We start from the raw sequence: 20,369 nt of genomic DNA on the forward strand, positions 1-20,369 counted from the left end.
GTCCTGACTTCCCTAACTGAGCGCTTCTGCGATCGCCGCATCGAGCGCAGACAGCCCCGATCCGAGATCGCCCTTGAGATGGACCCGCAGCGCACGCCTGCCGCGTTCGGTGAGCACGTCGAAATCGCCGCGCGCCTGCGCCGCCTTGATGATGCCGAAACTGGCCTTCTGTCCGGGCACCGGCAAATCCTCTGCATCGTCGGCCGTGATCTGCAGGAAAAGGCCGCTGTCGGGACCACCCTTATAGGCTTGGCCGGTGGAATGCAGGAAGCGCGGGCCGAATTCGGCGCAGGTTGCCAGATGGTGCGTGTCGCGCACCGCAAGCCGCATCTTCTGCAGCGAGCCGATCGTGCCGGGATTGCGCGCGATATAGGCGAGCAGCGCGACGTAGTCGCCGCTGTCGGAGCGCGAAAGATGCGCTTTGATCCAGGAGCCGAGCGTGCCGTCGGCGCCTGCCTTGCGCAGCTCGGCCGCGTTGTGCTCGTCAGTGAAAAGATCAGCCTCGTCGGTCGAAACGACAGGCGTCTCCGCCGGGAGCGAGCCGGTCTTCTCGAATGCACCCGTCAGCTCGCGCGTCTTGATCTTGGCCGCTTCCACATCAGGCTGGTTGAACGGATTTATGCCGAGGATTGCACCCGCGACAGCGGTCGCCATCTCAAACCGGAAAAACTCCTGGCCGATGTGGTCGATCGACTTCATGACGATGCGAACCACGGGATGTCCGGCCGCCTCGAGCGCCTTGAGCCGATCATCATGCGAGGCGTCGTCCTCGCCTTCGGTCCTAATATCGATGAAGAAGCGGTCGTCGCCGTAAAGCGAGGGACCGCCGAGCGGCTCGCCGTCGATCGGGATCAGGCCCTTGCCGTCCTTGCCGGTGGATTCCGCAATCAGTTGCTCAGCCCAGGCGCCGAAATCGGCGATCTTCTGCGACGAGGTGATCGTCACCTTGTCGCGGCCTTCGAGGCCGGCAAGGCCCATGGCGAGCCCAAGCTGCACACCCGGATTTTCGTGCGGCGGCACGTCGGCGCCACAGGAGCGCACCATCGCGAGCGCGTGCGTGATCAGGCCGCGAACGTCGATGCCGGCGACAGCCGCCGGCACCAGTCCGAACGGCGACAACACGGAATAGCGTCCGCCGATCGTGGGATCGCCATGGAAGATGCGGGCAAAGCCTTGGCTGATTGCTGTCTTCTCCAGCGACGAGCCGGGATCGGTGACCGCGATGAAGCGATGTCCGGCCTTGTCCTTGCCGATGGTCTCGGTGACGCGATCGAAGAAGTAATCCTTCATCACGTTCGGCTCGGTGGTGCCGCCGGATTTGCTGGAGACGATGAACAGCGTGTGGGCGAGGTCGACGGTCTCCTCCATCGCCTGCACCTGCGCGGGATCGGTGGAATCGAGCACGTGCAGCTTCGGGAAACCGGATTTCTTGGCAAACGTCTCCGCCAGCACCTCCGGTCCGAGGCTCGATCCGCCCATGCCGAGCACGACCGCGTCGCTGAAATTCTGCCCCTTCACGCGGCGGGCAAAATCCTCGTAGTCGGCAATGTTGGCGGCGGCCGCGCTGTTCAACCAGCCCAGCCATTTGTTCTCGTCGTCATCGGTCCAGACCGACTTGTCCTTTAGCCAAAGCCTTCGGATTTTGGCCGATGCGCGCCACTCCTCGGTGCTGTTCTCGACGGCTTTGCGGATGCCATCGCCGAGCGCGAGTTGCTGCCGGTCGATGCCGCCGTCGAGCGAGGTTGCGCGCTTGTAGGCGACCGCGCCATAGAGCTTGTCGGCAGAGTCCGCGAACAGCTTGACGCCGTCCTTGACCAGCTCGGCCGTGATGGCGTCGAGCGAGATGCCGGAATTTTCGAGCTCTTCCAGCACGCGGCGCGCGTCCTCGATATTCTCCTCGAGGCTGTCCCTCACTGTGCCGTGGTCGCGGAATGCATCGAGCGTTGCCGGCGGCACGGTGTTGACGGTGTTGGGACCGATCAGCTCCTCGACATACAGCACGTCGCTATAGTCCTTGTTCTTGGTGCCGGTGGAGGCCCACAGCAGCCGCTGCGGCTTGGCGCCCCTGGCGGCAAGCTTCTCCCAGCGCGGGCCTGCGAACAGCCGCTTGTAGTCCTGATAGGCGAGCTTGGCGTTGGCGATCGCGACCTTGCCTTTCAGCGCGCTCAGCCGCTCCCTTTCGCCCGGGTCATTGGCCCTCGCGATCTTCTCGTCGAGCTGCTTGTCGACCGCAGTATCGATGCGGCTGACGAAGAAAGACGCGACACTGGCGACGGGCGCGGGATCGCCGCCCTCGGCGACGTATTTTTCCAGGCCAGCAATATACGCCTCCGCAACCTCGCGATAGACGGCTTGCGAGAACAGCAGTGTGATGTTGATGCTGATGCCTTCGCCGATCAGATGTTCGATCGCGGGCAGGCCTTCGGGCGTGGCCGGCACCTTCACCATCAAGTTCTGCCGATTGACATCCTTCCAGAGCCGTCGGGCTTCCGCAATGGTACCCTTGGTATCCATCGCCAAATAGGGCGAGACCTCGAGGCTGACGAAGCCGTCGTTTCCGTTCAAATGGTCGTACACCGGACGCAGCACGTCGGCAGCGTTCTGGATGTCCTCGACGGCGAGCGTCTCGAACAGGTCGGCGACGGGGCGGTCGCCCGCTTTCAGGGCGCGGCTGATGGCGCCGTCATATTCGTCCGAACTGCCTATAGCCTTTTCGAAGATCGAAGGATTCGACGTCACGCCCTTGACGCCGTCGGTATCGATCAGCGCCTTGAGGTCGCCCTTGGCGACGAAGCCGCGGGCGAGGAAGTCCAGCCAGATTGCCTGGCCATGATTTTCGAGTGCTTTGACGGGATTCATGGTGCCTGTTCTGTTCGGTCGATTTTTGGGCTTCCGGCAGCTTTCGGGGGTGGGGCCGGAAAGTCAACATTTGGTTGGCCATGCAGCCGGACGGCTCCGGGACGACAACGCCATTGGTTCCGGTTCGATCCCGGAGAAAGCTATTCTTGCCGGCCGCGATACCGCCGGACCGATCGAACAGCCTTCGGAAGGGCGACACCAACCGGCACATGCACGAAGTCGTGATGGAGCCGTCGTGAGCCGTCGTTTCTCGCCCCGGGCTGTCTCAATCAGCGCGATGGAGCTGGCGAAAGTGCGGCGAGCAAATTGTCCAAATGAGCGATCAACATGAATTGTTCGCGTCAATCGGCAACGCCTCAGGGCCTCAGGTAGAGATATCCCTGCGATTGCAGCTCGGCGATGCGCACCACGCCGCCGCGGTCAGCGGCAATAAAGCCCGGCAGCAAATCCTTCAGCGCGACGTTCTGCGACTTCATAGTGTTGCCACAGGCGGCGAGCTCGATTCCGGCTTTGGAGAACTTACCGACATGTCGTGAAAGGTCGGGATTGGCGGAAGCCGATCGCGGCGCGTTTATCGTCTTTCATCGCCACTTCAATGCCAACGCCTTCGCAATTGACGCTGCAACCGAGACGAATTTCGCCGCCAGTGTTTTCGGCGACAATGTGATTGCAATAGCCTGGAATCGAAATTGCCCGCGCGGTGGCGATATTTGAAGCCGAGGCGGAAGGAATAATTCACGGTCTTGTCTTCCGGCGCGTCTTCGGCCGTCACCAGCAGCTTCATCGTGCTGACTTTCTGCTTCGGATGCTGCGCCAGATGGTTGGCGTCATAACGACGCACGAAGCAGGCATAGGTCTTTTTGGTTGAGCGGGCCGCCGAACATTCGGGCATCGAATGGGCCGGCTCTGGCCTTGTCGACACCGTCCTGGGCGTGACAGGCACCGCCTCCGACGAGGGAGGCAACGGCGGTGACGACCAGAGATATTTCATGGCAGACTCGGATTAAACGCGCGGCATATTACTTTAGTTGCAGGGTGGCGCCGGGAGCGTTCAAACGCGCAGGTTCGCGACTGGCCCTGACGGATATTTGGCCATTTTGCGTCAGCGCGGCCCGCCCAAAAGGCCTGAATGCGCGATAAATGCGGCGTTTATCCCCCGTTCAGAGCCCGGGAGTGCAGCCTTTGCTGCCTTGGCCTTGCCCAGGCCGACGCAGATTTGAGCCCCGCACCTGCTCACAATCCTTAAAATACCCCTTACATATTGCTCAGTACTTCCCCGGTGAAAAATGTTGCTGCGCGGTTACAACGCGAGCGAAATGGCACCGTATCTTTACGAGGTGGAGGCCCTTAGCATGAGTATTGCATTGCATTGTGAAGCCGCTCGCGTGTCCAATCGTCATATGTGCTGACGGTGATTCGCGAACGGAAGCTGAGACGCTCCGATACTGGAACCCTAGTGGTGCGTCCGGCATTTACAGGTGACCATGGAGAGACGGATCATGTACAACGATTCTCTGTTCAATGCTTTCGCCCGGTCCTTCGAAGCTAGAAGCCAGACCGACATGTCGATGGCGGAATATCTCGAGTCGTGTCGAAACGATCCGATGCGATATGCCAACGCGACCGAACGACTACTAGCTGCGATCGGCGAGCCTCAGATGATCGACACGGCCAAGGACCCTCGCCTTGGCCGTATCTTTTTGAATCGCACGATGCGGCTCTATCCGGCCTTCGCCGGCTTCTACGGCATGGAAGACACGATCGAACGCATCGTCGGGTTCTTCCGCCACGCGGCGCAGGGCCTCGAAGAGCGCAAGCAGATCCTCTATCTGTTGGGACCCGTCGGCGGCGGAAAGTCGTCGCTCGCCGAGCGCCTCAAGTCGTTGATGGAAGTCCATCCCATCTACGTGTTGAAGGCCGGCGAGGAGCTTAGCCCCGTGTTCGAAAGCCCGCTCAGCCTGTTCGATCCGGATTCGCTGGGGCCGATGCTTGAGGAGAAGTACGGCATTCCGCGTCGTCGTCTCACCGGATTGATGAGTCCGTGGTGCTACAAGCGCCTCGAGGCGTTCGGTGGCGACATCTCGCAATTCCGTGTCGCCAAGATCCAACCGTCGCGGCTGCGGCAGATCGCGATCGCAAAGACCGAACCCGGAGACGAAAACAACCAGGACATCTCGTCACTGGTCGGCAAGGTCGACATCCGCAAGCTGGAGACCTTCGCCCAGAACGATCCCGATGCCTACAGCTATTCGGGCGGCCTCAACCGCGCCAACCAGGGCATTCTCGAATTCGTCGAGATGTTCAAGGCGCCGATCAAGATGCTGCACCCGCTGCTGACGGCGACGCAGGAGGGCAACTATATCGGGACCGAGAACATCGGTGCGATCCCCTTCAACGGCGTCATTCTGGCCCACTCCAACGAGGCCGAATGGACAAGCTTCAAAGCCAACAAGAACAATGAGGCGTTCATCGACCGTATCTGCGTCATCAAGGTGCCGTACGTCCTGCGGGTCACCGAAGAACAGAAGATCTATGAGAAGCTGATCCAGAGCTCCGAACTGGCCACCGCGCCGTGCGCTCCGGCCACGCTGGAAACGATGGCGCGCTTCTCGGTGATGTCGCGGTTGCGCAAGCACGAGAATTCGACCGTGTTCGCCAAGATGCGGATCTACGACGGTGAAAGCCTGAAGGAATCCGATCCGAAGGCGCGCAGCGTTCAGGAATACAGGGATGCTGCCGGCGTCGATGAAGGCATGGACGGGGTTTCGACCCGCTTCGCCTTCAAGGTTCTTGCCGCGACCTTCAATCATGACACCAATGAGGTCGGTGCCGACGCGGTCCACCTGATGTACACGCTGGAGCAGGCGATCCGGCGCGAGCAGCTTCCCGACGAAGTCGAGAAGCGTTACCTCGAATTCATCAAGGCCGAACTGGCGCCGCGCTATGCCGAATTCATCGGACATGAGATCCAGAAGGCGTATCTCGAATCCTATGCGGATTACGGCCAGAACCTGTTCGATCGCTATGTCGACTATGCCGATGCCTGGATCGAGGATCAGGACTTCAAGGATCCGGACACCGGACAACTGCTCGATCGCGACCTGCTCAATCAGGAGTTGACCAAGATCGAAAAGCCGGCCGGCATTGCCAACCCCAAGGACTTCCGCAACGAGGTCGTCAAGTTCTCGCTGCGGTCGCGTGCCCAGAACAGCGGCAAGAACCCGGCGTGGACCAGTTACGAAAAGATCCGGGAAGTGATAGAGAAGCGAATATTCTCGCAAGTAGAGGACCTGCTTCCCGTCATTTCGTTCGGCTCCAAGAAGGACGGTGACACCGAGAAGAAACATGGTGAGTTTGTCGCGCGCATGGTCGAGCGCGGCTATACCGAGCGGCAAGTCCGCAGGCTGGTCGAGTGGTACATGCGCGTGAAACAGGCTGGCTGAGGCGGATGAAAACGTGGCCATTCACATCGTCGACCGGCGCCTGAACCCAGGCAGCAAGAGTCTCGAGAATCGCCAGCGCTTTCTGCGCAGAGCTAAGGCGCTGGTCCAGGGAGCCGTGAAAAAATCGTCGCAGAGCCGGGACATCAAGGATGTCCTGGAAGGCGGCGAGGTCAGCGTGCCGATCGACGGCATGGACGAGCCGCGCTTTCGCCGCGAAGGCGGCACGCGCGACATGGTGCTGCCTGGAAACAAGAAGTTCGTCGAAGGTGATATCTTGCCGCGACCAAACCAGAGCGGCGGCAAGGGAAGAGGGGCGGGCGAGGGCGACAGCGAAGATACGTTCCGCTTCGTTCTCAGCCGCGACGAGTTTGTCGACCTGTTCCTGGACGACCTGGAATTGCCTGATCTTGCCAAGCGAAAGCTGGCCGAGGTGGAGAGCGAAGGCATTCGTCGGGCGGGCTACACGACATCCGGATCGCCCGCCAATATCTCGGTGAGCCGAACGGTAAGTCGCGCTCTGGCGCGGCGCGTTGCGCTACGGCGACCGAGGCCGGAGGTGCTGGAGGCCCTTGAAGCGGAGCTGTCGGATTGCAGCGAGGAGCGTCGCGCCGAACTCATGGCCGAAATCGAGGCCCTGAAGGCAAAGATGCAACGCATCCCGTTCATCGATCCGATCGACATCCGCTACCGGCGTTTCGAGACGGTACCGAAGCCCGTGGCGCAGGCCGTGATGTTCTGCCTGATGGACGTCTCCGGTTCGATGACCGAGCATATGAAGGATCTCGCCAAGCGCTTCTATATGCTGCTCTACGTCTTCCTGAAGCGGCGGTACCGCCACGTCGAGATCGTTTTCATCCGGCATACCGACCGGGCCGAAGAGGTCGACGAGCAGACGTTCTTTTACGGGCCGGCTTCCGGAGGCACGCTGGTGTCGAGCGCGCTGCAGGCCATGCATGAGATCGTACGGTCGCGGTTCCGGCCGGCTGACTGGAACATCTACGCTGCACAGGCTTCCGACGGCGACAATTCGTACGCGGACGGCGAGGTCACGGGCCGGCTCCTGACCGACAACATCCTGCCGGTCACCCAGTTTTTTGCCTATCTGGAAGTCGGCCAGGAAAACGGCCTATCCTACGAAATGCCCAATTCGGCGCTCTGGACCCTCTACGAGGGCCTGCGCGCCGGCGGCGCGCCGCTGTCGATGCGCAAGGTCAACGAACGCAGCGAGATCTTCCCGGTATTTCACGATCTCTTCCAGCGTCGCGGCCCGCAGGAAAGGACGGCATCATGACCGCGACCGACGAGTTGCTGTTCGACGGGGCCGACTGGGACTTCCGGACGCTGCAGCGGATCTGCGATGCCTGCGAGCAGATTGCGCGGGACGAATTGGGGCTCGACGTCTATCCCAACCAGATCGAGGTCATCACCGCCGAGCAGATGCTGGACGCCTATTCGTCCGTCGGCATGCCGCTGTTCTACAAGCATTGGTCGTTCGGCAAGCACTTCGCCTTTCAGGAGGCGTCCTACCGCAAGGGGCTGATGGGGCTGGCCTACGAGATCGTCATCAACTCCTCGCCGTGCATATCCTACCTGATGGAGGAAAACACCGCGACGATGCAGACGCTCGTCATCGCGCATGCCGCCTTCGGCCACAATCATTTCTTCAAGAACAACTATCTGTTCAAGCAATGGACCGATGCCGACGGCATTCTCGACTATCTCGAATTCGCCAAGCGCTATGTGGCGCACTGCGAGGAGCGCCATGGCCGGCTGGCGGTCGAGCATACGCTCGACGCCGCGCACGCCTTGATGTCGCACGGCATCGATCGCTATCCCGGCAAGAAGAGCCTCGATCTTCGCGCGGAGGAAAAGCGGGCGGGCAGGCGCCGTGCCCACGAGGAGAGCGCCTTCAACGATCTGTGGCGCACCGTTCCGACCGGCCCGGCCAAGAGCGGCGCGGTACTGGATGTCGAACGCCGTCGCCAGATGCTCGGTCTGCCGCAGGAAAACCTGCTGTATTTTCTCGAGAAGACGGCGCCGCGGCTGAAGCCCTGGCAACGCGAAATACTGCGGATCGTACGGAACATCGCGCAGTATTTCTATCCGCAGAGCCAGACCAAGGTGATGAACGAGGGCACGGCAACCTACGTTCACTATCGTATCATGAGCCGGCTGCACGAGCAGGGGCGGCTGACGGACGGTAATTTCCTCGAATTCCTGCAGTCGCACACCAACGTCGTGTTCCAGCCCGAGTTCGACGATCCGCGCTATTCCGGCTTCAATCCCTATGCGCTGGGATTTGCGATGATGCAGGACATCGAGCGCATCGTCACCGACCCGGACGACGAGGATCGCGAGTGGTTCCCGGATGTCGCCGGGAAGGGCGATGCGATGGCGGTGCTGCGCGACATCTGGGCCAATTATCGCGATGAGAGCTTCATCAGCCAGTTCATGAGCCCACGGCTGATGCGGCACTTCCGCCTCTTCCACCTGCATGACGATCCGGAGGAGCGCGCCGGTATCCTGGTTGACGCCATCCACGACGAGCGCGGCTACCGCCGGCTGCGGCGCGAACTGGCGCGGCAGTACGACGTCGGTTTCATCGACCCGAACATCGAAGTCGTCGATGTCGACCTTGCCGGCGATCGTCGCCTGATGTTGCGCCATACCGTGGTGAAGGGTGCCCAGCTCACCGAGGCCGATACCAAGCGTGTCCTCCAGCATCTTGCCGATCTCTGGAGCTACGACGTATCTCTCGTCGAGGCTGATGCGTCCGGCACGGTCTTGAAGGAGTATGTCGCGCACCCGCGGAATATCGCCGCGGCAGCATAGTTACCGCAGGCTGGCGTTGATCTTTTCCAGCGCCGCCGAGCCGGGGCACAAATCCTTCGCTTCCAGCGTGTTGAGCGGCGTCTCGACGGTGTCGAGATGGGCGTGCAGGTCTTCCGCGTCCGGATCGACATAGAGCAGCCCGGTGACGACCTGGCCTTTGGCGGCGTGTTTCTGCAGGAAGGTCATCGCCGCCAGACGGTCGTTGGCGTCGTAGTCGGCGTCGATCTTGCGCAGCGCCAGCCGCGTGCCGTCATGCTGTTCGACCACCTGCACCGTGCCCGGTGCATATTCGACCGTGATCGGGTCGCGGCCGGTGAGCACGTCGAGCCGGTTCACCGCGTCATTGTGCTCGCGAACGTAATCAAAGCTCTTGGTCGAGCCGGCGTGATTGTTGAAGGCGATGCAGGGGCTGATGACGTCGATGAACGCCGCGCCCCTGTGCCGGATCGCGGCTGCGATCAGCGGTACGAGCTGGCTCTTGTCGCCGGAGAAGCTGCGCGCTACGAAGCTCGCGCCGAGCTGCAGCGCGATCGCCACCAGGTCGATGGCGTTGTCGGTGTTCATTACGCCCTTTTTCGACTTCGAACCGCGGTCGGCGGTGGCGGAGAACTGGCCCTTGGTCAGGCCGTACACGCCGTTGTTTTCGACGATATAGGTCATGTTGACGGCGCGCCGGATCGAATGCGCGAACTGGCCGAAGCCGATCGAGGCGCTATCGCCGTCGCCGGAGACGCCGAGATAGATCAGGTCGCGGTTGGCGAGGTTGGCGCCGGTCAGGACCGATGGCATTCGGCCATGTACCGAATTGAAGCCGTGCGAATTGCCGAGGAAATAGTCCGGCGTCTTCGATGAGCAGCCGATGCCGGAAATCTTGGCCACCCGGTGCGGCTCGATCGACAGTTCGTAGCAGGCCTCGATGATCGAGGCGGTGATCGAGTCGTGACCGCAGCCGGCGCACAGGGTCGAAACTTTCCCCTCGTAATCCCGGTGGGTGTAGCCGAGGTCGTTCTTCGGCAGGCCCGGATGCTGGAATTTCGGCTTCGCGATGTAGGTCATGACACGGCCTTGCGGAGAGGGGTCACTTTGAGATGGTCCTGATGGTCGCCGATCGCGTTGGCGATGAAGCGCGCGGTGATCGGGGTGCCGTCATAATGCAGGATCGGCACCAGCCGGACCGGATCGATGTCGTTCTCGTTGACGATCAACTGCCGAAGCTGGCCGTCGCGGTTCTGCTCCACCACGTAAACGAAATCATGGTCGGCGATAAAGCTCGCAACGCTGGAGTGGAACGGGAAGGCGCGTATGCGCATGCGGTCGAGCTGGTGCCCGCGCGATTCCAATAGCCCGATCGCCTCGTCCATCGCCGGCGAGGTCGAGCCGAAATAGATCACGCCGTATTTGGTCGGCTTGGCGGCGTTGGCCTGCAACGGCCGCGGCACCATGTCCTGCGCGGTCTCGAACTTGCGCACCAGCCGCTGCATGTTGTCGGCGTAAATGGCGCCTTCCTCCGAATAGCGCGCATAGCGGTCGCGCGAGGTGCCGCGGGTGAAGAACGAGCCCTTGGTCGGGTGCGTGCCCGGATAGGTGCGGTAGGGAATGCCGTCGCCGTCGACGTCGAGGTAGCGGCCGAAGTCGCGCCCGGGCTCATCGAGCATTTCGGCCGTCATCACCTTGCCGCGGTCATATTGCCTGGCATCGTCCCACTTCAGCGGGCGGCACAGTCGGTGGTTCATGCCGATGTCGAGGTCGAGCATCAGGAAGATCATGGTTTGCAGCCGCTCGGCGAGATCGAACGACTGCGCCGCGAATTCGAACGCTTCGGCCGGGTCTTCCGGGAACAGCAGGACGTGCTTGGTATCGCCGTGCGAAGCATAGGCGCAGGCGATGATGTCGCATTGCTGGGTACGCGTCGGCATGCCCGTCGAGGGGCCGGCGCGCTGAATGTTCATGATCACGGCCGGAATTTCCGCGAAGTAGGACAGGCCGATGAATTCGGTCATCAGGGAAATGCCGGGGCCGGAGGTTGCGGTGAAGGCCCGCGCCCCGTTCCAGGAGGCGCCGATCACGATGCCGATGGATGCAAGTTCATCCTCGCCTTGTACGATCGCGTATTTCGCCTTGCCCGTCGCAGGGTCGTGCCGCAGCTTCTTGCAGTGACTCGTGAAGGCTTCCGCTACCGACGACGACGGCGTGATCGGATACCAGGCGCAGACGGTGGCGCCGCCATAGACGGCGCCGAGCGCGGCGGCGCTATTGCCTTCGATGAAGATGCGCTCGCCGACCTTGTCGGACTTCTTCACCTGCAAACCGATCGGGCATTTCAGGTTCTGCAGTGCCCAGTCGCGGCCGAGATGCAGCGCGTGGACATTCGACGACAGCAGTTTTTCCTTACCCTTGTATTGCTCGCCGATCAGTTGCTCGACCAGCTTCGGGTCGAGGTCGAGCAGGGCGCAGAGCGCGCCGAGATAGATGATGTTCTTGAAGAGCTGGCGCTGGCGCGGGTCGGTATAGGTCGAGTTGGTGATCGCGGTCAGCGGCACCCCGATCACGGTGATGTCGCTGCGGAATTTCGAGGTCGGCATCGGCTTGGTCGAATCGTAGAACAGATAGCCGCCAGGCTCGATCGAGGCGACGTCCTTGTCCCAGGTCTGCGGGTTCATTGCCACCATCAGGTCGACGCCGCCGCGGGCGCCGAGATGGCCGGCTTCGGTGACGCGCACCTCATACCAGGTCGGAAGCCCCTGGATATTGGAGGGGAAAATGTTGCGCGGGCTGACCGGCACGCCGTGGCGCAGGATCGAGCGCGCGAACAGTTCGTTGGCGCTCGCCGAACCCGAGCCGTTGACGTTGGCGAAGCGGACGACGAAGTCGTTTACGCTGCTGATCGGGCTTTGGACTGACATGTTGATCCCGCGTGAGTCATATCGATGAGATACTTTTGCATGTCCCAGGCGCCGGTCGGGCAACGCTCGGCGCACAGCCCGCAATGCAGGCAGACGTCCTCGTCCTTCACCATGACGCGGCCGGTCTTGAGACCTTCGGCGACATAGAGCGCCTGGTCGTGACGCGGCGACGGCGCCTTCAGACGCTGCCGCAGATCCTCTTCCTCGCCGTTCTCTGTAAAGGTGATGCAATCCATCGGGCAGATATCGACGCAGGCGTCGCATTCGATGCAGGCGGGCGCCGAGAATACCGTCTGCACGTCGCAGTTCAGGCAGCGCTGCGCCTCGCCGAGCGCGAGCTTGACGTCATAACCGAGCTCGACCTCCGCCTTGATGTCCTTCAGCGCGATCACCTTGTCGCGATGCGGCACCTTGAAGCGCTTGTCGCCAGAAATGTCGTTGTCGTAGCTCCACTCGTGGATGCCCATCTTCTGCGAGAAGACGTTTACCTCGGGCAGCGGACGCTCGTTGATGTCCTCGCCCGAGAGCGTCTTGTGGATCGACAGCGCAGCATCGTGGCCGTGCGCCACCGCCCAGATGATGTTCTTCGGGCCGAAGGCGGCATCGCCGCCGAAGAACACTTTCGGATTGGTCGACACGAAAGTCTTGGGATCGACCTGCGGCATGTTCCATTTGTCGAACTCGATGCCGCAGTCGCGCTCGATCCAGGGGAAGGCGTTCTCCTGGCCGACGGCGACCAGCACGTCGTCGCAGGGGATAGTCTGGTTCGGCTCACCCGAGGGCACCAGATTGCGGCGGCCCTTGGCGTCGTATTCGGCCTTCACCTTCTGGAAGGTGACGCCGATCAGCTTGCCGTTCACATGCTTGAATGCCAACGGCACCATGTAGTTGAGGATCGGAATATCCTCGTGAAGGGCATCTTCCTTCTCCCAGGGGCTCGCCTTCATCTCCTCGAAGCCGGAGCGCACGATCACCTTGACGTCCTCGCCGCCGAGCCGGCGCGCGGTGCGGCAACAATCCATCGCGGTGTTGCCGCCGCCGAGCACGATGACGCGTCTGCCGATCTTCTCGACATGGCCGAACGAGACCGAAGCCAGCCATTCGATGCCGATGTGGATGTTGGCGGCGGCTTCCTTGCGGCCGGGGATGTCGAGCTCGCGGCCGCGCGGCGCGCCGGAGCCGATGAAGATCGCGTCGTAGTTCTCGTTGAGCAGCTTCTTGAGGCTGTCGATGCGATGGCCGCCCTTGAATTCGACGCCGAGGTTGAGGATGTAGCCGGTTTCCTCGTCGATGACGGAATCAGGCAGGCGGAACTTTGGAATCTGGCTCCGCATCATGCCGCCCGCCTTGGGATCGGAATCGAACACGGTACAGTGATAGCCGAGCGGCGCGAGGTCCCGCGCCACCGCAAGCGAGGCCGGCCCGCCGCCGACCAGCGCGATACGCTTGCCGTTCTTCGCGAGTGGCTTCGGCATACGGTGCTTGACGTCGTCCTTGAAGTCGGCAGCAACGCGCTTCAGGCGGCAGATCGCAACCGGGTTTTCCTCGACGCGGCCGCGCCGGCAGGCGGGCTCGCATGGACGATCGCAGGTGCGTCCCAGAATTCCGGGAAACACATTCGATTTCCAGTTGATCATGTAGGCGTCGCTATAACGCCCCTCGGCAATCAAACGGATGTACTCGGGAACCGGTGTATGTGCGGGGCAGGCCCACTGGCAATCAACCACTTTGTGAAAGTAGTCTGGCGCCGAGATATCAGTCGGTTTCATTCCTACCTTGTCCGCGCAAGCTTAGGAAACGCGGCCTTATTTTGCCTGCGAACGCTTAGCGAGCGTTCTTGTGGTTTTTGAATTGGATCATAGGCTTATCTTATTAGAGCCATTCCAGACGCGGCACAAAGGCAATTTTGCGCGATCTCCCGCTTTCAATTGCATGGAGCTATGGACTTAGCGTCGCAGCGCCGATGTGGCACTGCAGCATGTGCAGTGCAGCTTTAATTTAATGCTGATGAACGGGCAGACGTCAGATCAGCCGCAGCGCAGCTCCGGCGGCGGCAAGAATGACGACGACAATCCATGGCGGCAGCTTCCAGACCGTCAGCAGCAGGAAGCCTGCCAGCGCGACGGCGAAGTCACGCGGTGTGAGCACGGCGCTGGTCCAGACCGGATCGTAGAGCGCGGCGCCAAGGATGCCGACGACAGCGGCATTGGTGCCGCGCATCGCGGCCTGAGCCCTGGGGCGCAGCCGTAGCGCGTCCCAGAACGGCAGCATGCCGTAGACCAGCAGCAGTCCCGGCAGGGACAAGGCGATGAGCGCAATCGAAGCGCCGGCGAGGCCATTGGGAGCGGGAACCATCACGGCGCCGAGGTAGGCCGCAAAGGTGAAAAGCGGTCCCGGTACCGCTTGCGCCATGCCGTAGCCGGCGAGGAAATCCGCGTTGCTGACCCAGCCTGGCGTTACGACTTCCGCCTGCAATAGCGGCAGCACGACATGGCCGCCGCCGAACACCAGGGCGCCGGAACGATAGAAGGCGTCGAACAGGGCAAGCCCTTGCGAGCCGGTCGTGGTGGCCACCAGCGGCGTGACCAGGAAAAGAATCGCGAACAGGACGAGCGCGATGACGCCAAGTCGATGCGACACCGAGAATCCGAGATGGCCGGTCAGTGCGGGTCCGTTTCCACGACAGAGCCAGAGTCCGGCGACCGCGCCAAGCACAATGGCGCCGATCTGTCCGAACGACCCTCCGACGAAAACCACGATGGCAACGGCGGCAAGTGCGATGGCGGCGCGTTCGCGGTCCGGCGTCAGGCTGCTTGCCATACCCCAGATGGCCTGTGCCACCACAGCAACCGCGACCAGCTTGAGACCGTGAAGAATGCCTTCGGCGAAGGGGCCCGTGAAAGCGGTCGCCCCGAACGCGAAGGCGAGGAGAACGAGTGCCGACGGCATCGTGAAGGCGAACCACGCTGCAAACCCTCCCAGCAGGCTCTTGCCGCGCAGAATACCAAGGGCGAAGCCCACCTGGCTGGACGCCGGCCCCGGCAAGAATTGGCAGAGTGCAACGATATCCGCATAGCTGCTTTCGCTGAGCCATTTCCGCCGCTCGACGAATTCGGTCCTGAAGTAACCGAGATGCGCGATCGGCCCGCCGAACGATGTGAGGCCAAGCTTGAGAAAGGCGGTAAAAACCTCGGCGATACTGTCCGCGGATTTTTCCGCCATGCATTTCAACTCCATTGTGGTGATCGACGATATCGGGAAGCTGCCCGGCCGCCAAGCGTTTCGCGACGCCGATCAGCCGCCGATATCGCTCTTCGCCAGATCCCACATCAGTCGGTAGGTGCTGCTCGAGATCGTCAGCGGCTTCAATGCGATATTGCCGCTGAAGTGCAGCATCGCCGCCGGCAGCGCGCCAACGTCGGTGGCATCGATCAGCACGAACCAGTCGCCGGCGCCGGGATCGGATGCGGAGGGATCGTCGGTGATCGGCTTCGACAGCGCCGGGTCGCTCTCGATCAGGTGCACGGATATGATCCCGTCGAGTTGCGCGGGATCGAGTTGCTCGTCGAGCGCAACGCGCAGCTTGTCCTCGCCGCCGGACGGGGGACGCAGCCTGACGATGCCCAGCGCCGAGCCGCGGCCGGTGCCGCGGCTGACCGTGATGCGTGCGACCGCGCGGATCATGTTCTTGAAACGCGCGATGTTGGTCATCGACCACGCCGTCTGGTTCGCCAGCGCGGCACGATAGGCCGGGCTGTCCAGCACCTCAAAGGTCTCGGTGGAATAGAGGCTGAGATATTTCGGATTGCCGTCATGCGCGACATAGCGGCGCGCTTCGAGAAAACCTTCGATCGCAACGCGCTCTTCGAGGTGTTCGCGGTCGTACCAGCGATTGAATTCGACTTCGTGCTCGGCATCGATATTCATCGACGTCAGCAACATGCCCTTTCCGGCGATCGGCATTTTCTTGATTCCTATTTGTTGGTTTGGGACGCCATATCGGCGATCGCCTTCATCACGGCATCGCGAACGCCGGGATCGTACAGAGTGTGGCCGGCGCCTTCGACGAAACGGATTTCGGCCTCGCGCCAAACTGCTGCAAGCGCGTGCGAGGTCGCGGGCGGGCACAGCAGATCATAGCGGCCCTGCACGATGATGCCGGGGATGCCGGCAAGTCTGCTCGCGTCGCGTAACAACTGGTTCGGCTGCATGAAGCAGTCATTGGCAAAATAGTGCGCTTCCATGAATGGCGTCGTCGGCATGTTACGCGACGAATTCAGCGCCGACAGATCGAGACGCGTGCGGTTTGGGGTGTGTTCGGAAAGAATGCGTTCGGTTTCGCCCCATGCCCTCGCGGCGGGAATATGGACGTCGGGATTGGAATCGAGGATGCGGCGGAAATAGGCCTGCAGCGGTTGCGCGCGCTCGCCTTCCCCCAGCACGCTCATGAAGTTGTCGTATAGCCCGGGATAGAACCGCGGCAGCACCTTGAGAAAACCGTTTTCGATTTCCTCGGTCGTGCCCAGGAAAGTAGCGCGAAGCACGATGCCGCTGATGCGGTCGGGATGGGCCTGCGCGTAGGCCAGCGCCAGCGTCGCGCCCCAGGAGCCGCCGACGACCAGCCAGTGCTCGAAGCCGAATTTCTCGCGGATCATTTCCATGTCGGCGATCAGATGCGGCAGCGTGTTGGCCTCGCGGCCGCCCTTGGGACGACTGCGGCCGGCACCGCGCTGATCGAACAGCACGGCATGGAAGCGCTCCGGATCGAACAGCCGGCGATGATCCGGCTGGCAGCCGCTGCCGGGCCCGCCATGCAGATAGACGGCAGGAATGCCACCGAGGCGGCCGACGCTTTCGACATAAATATCGTGACCGTCGCCGACCGCGAGCTGCTCCGACGTCAGCGGCGCAAAGGGGTCGGCGCGCTTGATGGATTTGCCGGCATCGGCATCAGGCGCCATGCTCGCCTTCCGTCTCCAGCGTGCCGCCGGCGAAATTGCGGTAGAGGAAGCGGTCCTGATGCGCGGCAGCCTCGCGTTCGGCGTCCTTGAATATCTGCTCGTGCATCGGCGACAGCGTGCAGGCCGGATCGGTATTGCCGGCGTCACCCGTCAGCGCAAAAGCCTGGCAACGGCAGCCGCCGAAATCGATTTCGCGGAACTCGCAGCTCTTGCATGGCTCGGGCATCCAGCCGGTGCCACGATAGCGGTTGAAGGCTTCGGAGTTCTGCCAGATCCAGGCGATCGAATGGTTTGAGCGGACGGATTCGAATTCCAGCCCGGTGATGCTTTCCGCCGCGTGGCAGGGGAGAACCTTGCCGGCGGGCGAGATGTTGAAGAACTGCCGGCCCCAGCCGCCCATGCATTTCTTCGGCCGCAGCGCGTAATAATCCGGAACGACATAGTCGATGGCGAGAATGCCCTTCAGGCGCGTCGTGGCTTCCTCGACGATGCGGCTGGTCTCCTCGATCTGTTCGAGCGTCGGCATCAAGGCGGCGCGGTTCTTCAATGCCCAGCCATAGTACTGCACGTTGGCGACTTCCAGCCGGTCGGCGTCGAGATCGACCGCCATCTGGATGATGTCGGAGAGCTGGTGCAGGTTCTGGCGGTGCATGACCGCGTTGACCGTCAGCGGCAGGTCGAGCTCGCGCGTCCACTTTGCGGCTTCGATCTTCTTCTCATGCGCATTCTTCAATCCGGCGACGCGATCGGCCACGATGGGCTCGTTGCCCTGGAAACTGATCTGCACATGGCAAAGCCCGGCATCAGCGAGCGCGGACAGTTTTTCCTTGGTCAACAGTACCGCCGACGTAATGAGGTTGCTGTATAGCCCGACATCGGTTGCGTGCTGCACCAGCTCCACCAGGTCCTTGCGCGCGGTCGGCTCGCCGCCGGAGAAATGGATTTGCAGCACGCCGATTTCGGCGAGCTCGCTTAGCACCTTCTTCCATTCGTCGGTGGTGAGTTCGCTGCCGCCGCGGTCGAGCTCGATCGGATTGGAGCAATAGGGGCATTGCAGCGGGCAGCGGTGCGTCAGCTCGGCAAGCACGGCAAGCGGAATGCCGAACGTCTCCGCGGTCGAACGCTTCTGCTCAAGCACCGCGAGCCCGTCACTGGGCGCGGCGCCGGCAGTTTTGCCGTCTGCGAGAATGTCGCTCATGACGTCTTCTCACGCGCTTCGGTCAGAAATCCCTTGTCGGCGAGGTCCTGCAGCATCGCAATGACGTCGGTCAAAATCGCCTCGCGCGGGGCGGCGTATTTGGCGGCGAGCTGGTCGACCATATCGGCGACGCTGCGCACGCCATCGCAGAGCTGCAGCACCTCGACCGCGATCTCATCCGGCGCCAGCACCCGCTCGGGCGCCAGGATCACCCAGACCTGCCGCGTCTCATCGAATTTCAGCCGGGCGTGCCGCGGCAATTTCGGCCGGCTCGCCTCGTTGACACTGATGTTGCGGCTCAACGCCATCGATAACTGGTTCCCTTTGTCAGTTTCCTTGTAAGTTTCCTTGGGGCACGAACGCGCCGGGCGGGATGTGGCCCTCGACATAGGCATGATACAGCGCGTCGAGCTGAACCCATAGCACATTGGTCTTGAAGATCAGCGCGTTGCAGACCGCCTCGCGCTCCGCCGGCGTCTTTGCGTTCGTCTTGACGTATTCCAGCGCAAAACCGGCATCGCGCGGGGCCTGCGTCAGGCGGCGGCTGAAATAGCTCATGATATCGGGGTTGACGAAATCATAGTGCTGCAGCATCCCCGAGATGCGCTCCTCGTGCAGGTTCGGCGCGAACAGTTCCGTAAGCGAGGAAGCGATCGCCTCCAGCGGCGTCTTGTCGCGGCAGAAATGCACATAGGCCTCCACCGCAAATCGCGTTGCCGGCAGGATGCCTTCGGTCGATTCCACATAAGCATTGTCGAGGCCGAGGCCTTCGGTCAGCTTGAGCCAGCGCTCGATGCCGCCTTCGCTGCCCGCGTCGCCGTCATGGTCCTCGATGCGGTGCCGCCATTCGATCCGGGTGGCGCGGTCGCGGAACCGGGAGATCACCATCGCATCCTTCAGCGGGATCGTGCTCTGGTAATAATAGCGGTTCAGCGCCCAGGCCTGCACCTGCCCCTTGTTGAGCTTGCCGCCGTGTAACAACCGATGGAACGGATGCAGGCTGTGATAGCGCGTCGCGCCGATATGGCGCAGCGTCGCCTCCAGTTCCTCGGCGCTGTTGAGCGTCATGCCCTTGCCGATCGAGAAGGCGGTCATTCCGGGTGCAGCGACGACGTTCACAGCTTGATCTCCGTTCCGTCAGCGGGGATGTGCCAGCCAGCCTGCTCCACGGCCTTGCGCTCATCCGAGCCGCGCAGCAGAGCGGGGTTCGAGTTGTTGATATGCAGGAACACCTTCGTTCCGACGTCGAGATCGGCGAGGCTCTCGATCGCGCCATGATCGCCCGACATCGAAATATGGCCCATGCTTTGTCCCGTCTTGGTGCCGAGGCCGGCTGCGATCAGTTCATCGTCGCGCCACACGGTGCCGTCGAAGAAAACCAGTGCAGCGCCCGAAAGGCGCGATTTGAGATCATCGGTCACGCGCGCGCAGGCGGCCAGGAAATAGAAATACTTGCCGCTTCCCTTGTGCAGAATCCGCAAGCCCAGCGTGTCGCCCGCGCCGTCGCCACCCGCCGGATGCGCTTTGCCTTCGAGATACCACGCGCCCTTGCCGGGAACCGCGAAGGGCAGGATTTCCACGCCGGATGGCGAGCCGTCGGGCAAAGCGGGCTCGAACGCCTTGTCGACCTCGATCGGCCGCCGCTTCACGTTGTTTTCGCCCAGCACGTTAAAGATGCTGTTCGATCGCAAAATCGCAAGGACTCGCTCATGCGCATAGAGCGTAAACGGCGAACCCTCGCGCATCGACAGCAGCCCCGCGACTGCATCGATTTCGCCATTGGTCAGGATCACGCCGGCGATCGGGCTGTGCCTGAGCTCTCCCGCCCGGGGATGAAGCTGCGGCGTCGCGATCACCTGCTGGCGCAGGTCGGGCGAGGCGTTGACGAGAAACCAGTGCTCGCCGTCGGCGCTCACCGCGATCGAAGCCTGGGTGCTCCGCAATTCAGGATGGTCGCTTCGTGCTTTCCGGCACACCGGACATCCGCAATTCCACTGCGGAACACCACCGCCAGCCGCGGCGCCCAGGACGACGACGCGAAGCATGATCCGTCTCCTGGAGATTCGAAACTCGAAGGTACAAACCAAAAAGGCCACGAGGTGGATACCAGCCTCGGACACCGCTCCGCTCTCGCAGAACGTGTCGAGCCCGGAAGTCCACCTGCGTGAGATTT

At 62.1% G+C, this 20,369-nt stretch carries 15 protein-coding genes and 1 pseudogene; 4 read left to right on the forward strand and 12 right to left on the reverse strand.

The window, feature by feature from the left end; genetic code table 11:
• Nucleotides 1-12 precede the first annotated feature (12 nt).
• Nucleotides 13-2,859, reverse strand: coding sequence for a bifunctional transaldolase/phosoglucose isomerase (locus LMTR13_RS06655; protein ID WP_065727191.1), 2,847 nt, complete (start codon nucleotides 2,857-2,859; stop codon nucleotides 13-15).
• A gap of 356 nt (nucleotides 2,860-3,215) precedes the next feature.
• A pseudogene (locus LMTR13_RS06660) lies at nucleotides 3,216-3,434 on the reverse strand (DsrE family protein); the annotation flags it as partial.
• Here LMTR13_RS06660 and LMTR13_RS40305 point away from each other — a divergent pair.
• The 4 genes from LMTR13_RS40305 (at nucleotide 3,406) to LMTR13_RS06680 (ending at nucleotide 9,134) form a co-directional block, all read left to right on the forward strand.
• Nucleotides 3,406-3,573 carry a hypothetical protein gene (locus LMTR13_RS40305; protein WP_156795457.1) on the forward strand — a complete coding sequence of 56 codons (168 nt, stop codon included), beginning with the start codon at nucleotides 3,406-3,408 and terminating at the stop codon, nucleotides 3,571-3,573. The pseudogene LMTR13_RS06660 and the gene LMTR13_RS40305 sit on opposite strands and share 29 nt — an antisense overlap.
• A gap of 785 nt (nucleotides 3,574-4,358) precedes the next feature.
• Nucleotides 4,359-6,302, forward strand: coding sequence for a PrkA family serine protein kinase (locus LMTR13_RS06670; RefSeq protein WP_065727193.1), 1,944 nt, complete (start codon nucleotides 4,359-4,361; stop codon nucleotides 6,300-6,302).
• A gap of 13 nt (nucleotides 6,303-6,315) precedes the next feature.
• On the forward strand, nucleotides 6,316-7,593 hold the full coding sequence (locus tag LMTR13_RS06675) for a YeaH/YhbH family protein (RefSeq protein ID WP_065727194.1): 1,278 nt from the start codon (nucleotides 6,316-6,318) through the stop codon (nucleotides 7,591-7,593).
• Entirely contained in the window at nucleotides 7,590-9,134 is a 1,545-nt protein-coding gene (locus tag LMTR13_RS06680) for a SpoVR family protein (RefSeq protein ID WP_065727195.1), read from the forward strand. Before LMTR13_RS06675 ends, LMTR13_RS06680 begins: the two co-directional genes overlap by 4 nt.
• Here LMTR13_RS06680 and LMTR13_RS06685 read toward each other — a convergent pair whose 3' ends face one another.
• The 10 genes from LMTR13_RS06685 to pqqB form a co-directional block, all read right to left on the reverse strand.
• Nucleotides 9,135-10,190: a 2-oxoacid:ferredoxin oxidoreductase subunit beta gene (locus tag LMTR13_RS06685; RefSeq protein ID WP_065727196.1), complete on the reverse strand. Its 1,056-nt coding sequence runs from the start codon at nucleotides 10,188-10,190 to the stop codon at nucleotides 9,135-9,137.
• Complete coding sequence (locus tag LMTR13_RS06690) at nucleotides 10,187-12,037, reverse strand: 2-oxoacid:acceptor oxidoreductase subunit alpha (RefSeq protein ID WP_065727197.1); 1,851 nt, start codon at nucleotides 12,035-12,037, stop codon at nucleotides 10,187-10,189. Before LMTR13_RS06690 ends, LMTR13_RS06685 begins: the two co-directional genes overlap by 4 nt.
• Nucleotides 12,007-13,806: an FAD-dependent oxidoreductase gene (locus LMTR13_RS06695; protein WP_065727198.1), complete on the reverse strand. Its 1,800-nt coding sequence runs from the start codon at nucleotides 13,804-13,806 to the stop codon at nucleotides 12,007-12,009. Before LMTR13_RS06695 ends, LMTR13_RS06690 begins: the two co-directional genes overlap by 31 nt.
• A 253-nt stretch (nucleotides 13,807-14,059) precedes the next feature.
• On the reverse strand, nucleotides 14,060-15,259 hold the full coding sequence (gene chrA, locus LMTR13_RS06700; protein ID WP_236843294.1) for a chromate efflux transporter: 1,200 nt from the start codon (nucleotides 15,257-15,259) through the stop codon (nucleotides 14,060-14,062).
• A gap of 72 nt (nucleotides 15,260-15,331) precedes the next feature.
• Entirely contained in the window at nucleotides 15,332-16,000 is a 669-nt protein-coding gene (locus LMTR13_RS06705; protein WP_065727200.1) for a DUF4286 family protein, read from the reverse strand.
• A gap of 11 nt (nucleotides 16,001-16,011) precedes the next feature.
• Nucleotides 16,012-16,998, reverse strand: coding sequence for a prolyl aminopeptidase (gene pip / locus LMTR13_RS06710; protein ID WP_065727201.1), 987 nt, complete (start codon nucleotides 16,996-16,998; stop codon nucleotides 16,012-16,014).
• A complete protein-coding gene (gene pqqE, locus LMTR13_RS06715) occupies nucleotides 16,988-18,196 on the reverse strand; it encodes a pyrroloquinoline quinone biosynthesis protein PqqE (protein WP_065727202.1) in 1,209 nt (402 codons plus the stop codon). Before pqqE ends, pip begins: the two co-directional genes overlap by 11 nt.
• Nucleotides 18,193-18,504: a pyrroloquinoline quinone biosynthesis peptide chaperone PqqD gene (gene pqqD, locus LMTR13_RS06720; protein ID WP_065727203.1), complete on the reverse strand. Its 312-nt coding sequence runs from the start codon at nucleotides 18,502-18,504 to the stop codon at nucleotides 18,193-18,195. The genes pqqE and pqqD overlap by 4 nt, the downstream gene beginning before the upstream one ends.
• 19 nt (nucleotides 18,505-18,523) lie before the next feature.
• A complete protein-coding gene (gene pqqC / locus LMTR13_RS06725) occupies nucleotides 18,524-19,291 on the reverse strand; it encodes a pyrroloquinoline-quinone synthase PqqC (RefSeq protein WP_156795965.1) in 768 nt (255 codons plus the stop codon).
• Nucleotides 19,292-19,311: 20 nt separating this feature from the next.
• Nucleotides 19,312-20,241, reverse strand: coding sequence for a pyrroloquinoline quinone biosynthesis protein PqqB (gene pqqB / locus LMTR13_RS06730; RefSeq protein WP_065727205.1), 930 nt, complete (start codon nucleotides 20,239-20,241; stop codon nucleotides 19,312-19,314).
• Between the last annotated feature and the right edge of the window lie 128 nt (nucleotides 20,242-20,369).

It is taken from the genome of Bradyrhizobium icense (genome assembly GCF_001693385.1).
GTDB classification, from domain to species: domain Bacteria; phylum Pseudomonadota; class Alphaproteobacteria; order Rhizobiales; family Xanthobacteraceae; genus Bradyrhizobium; species Bradyrhizobium icense.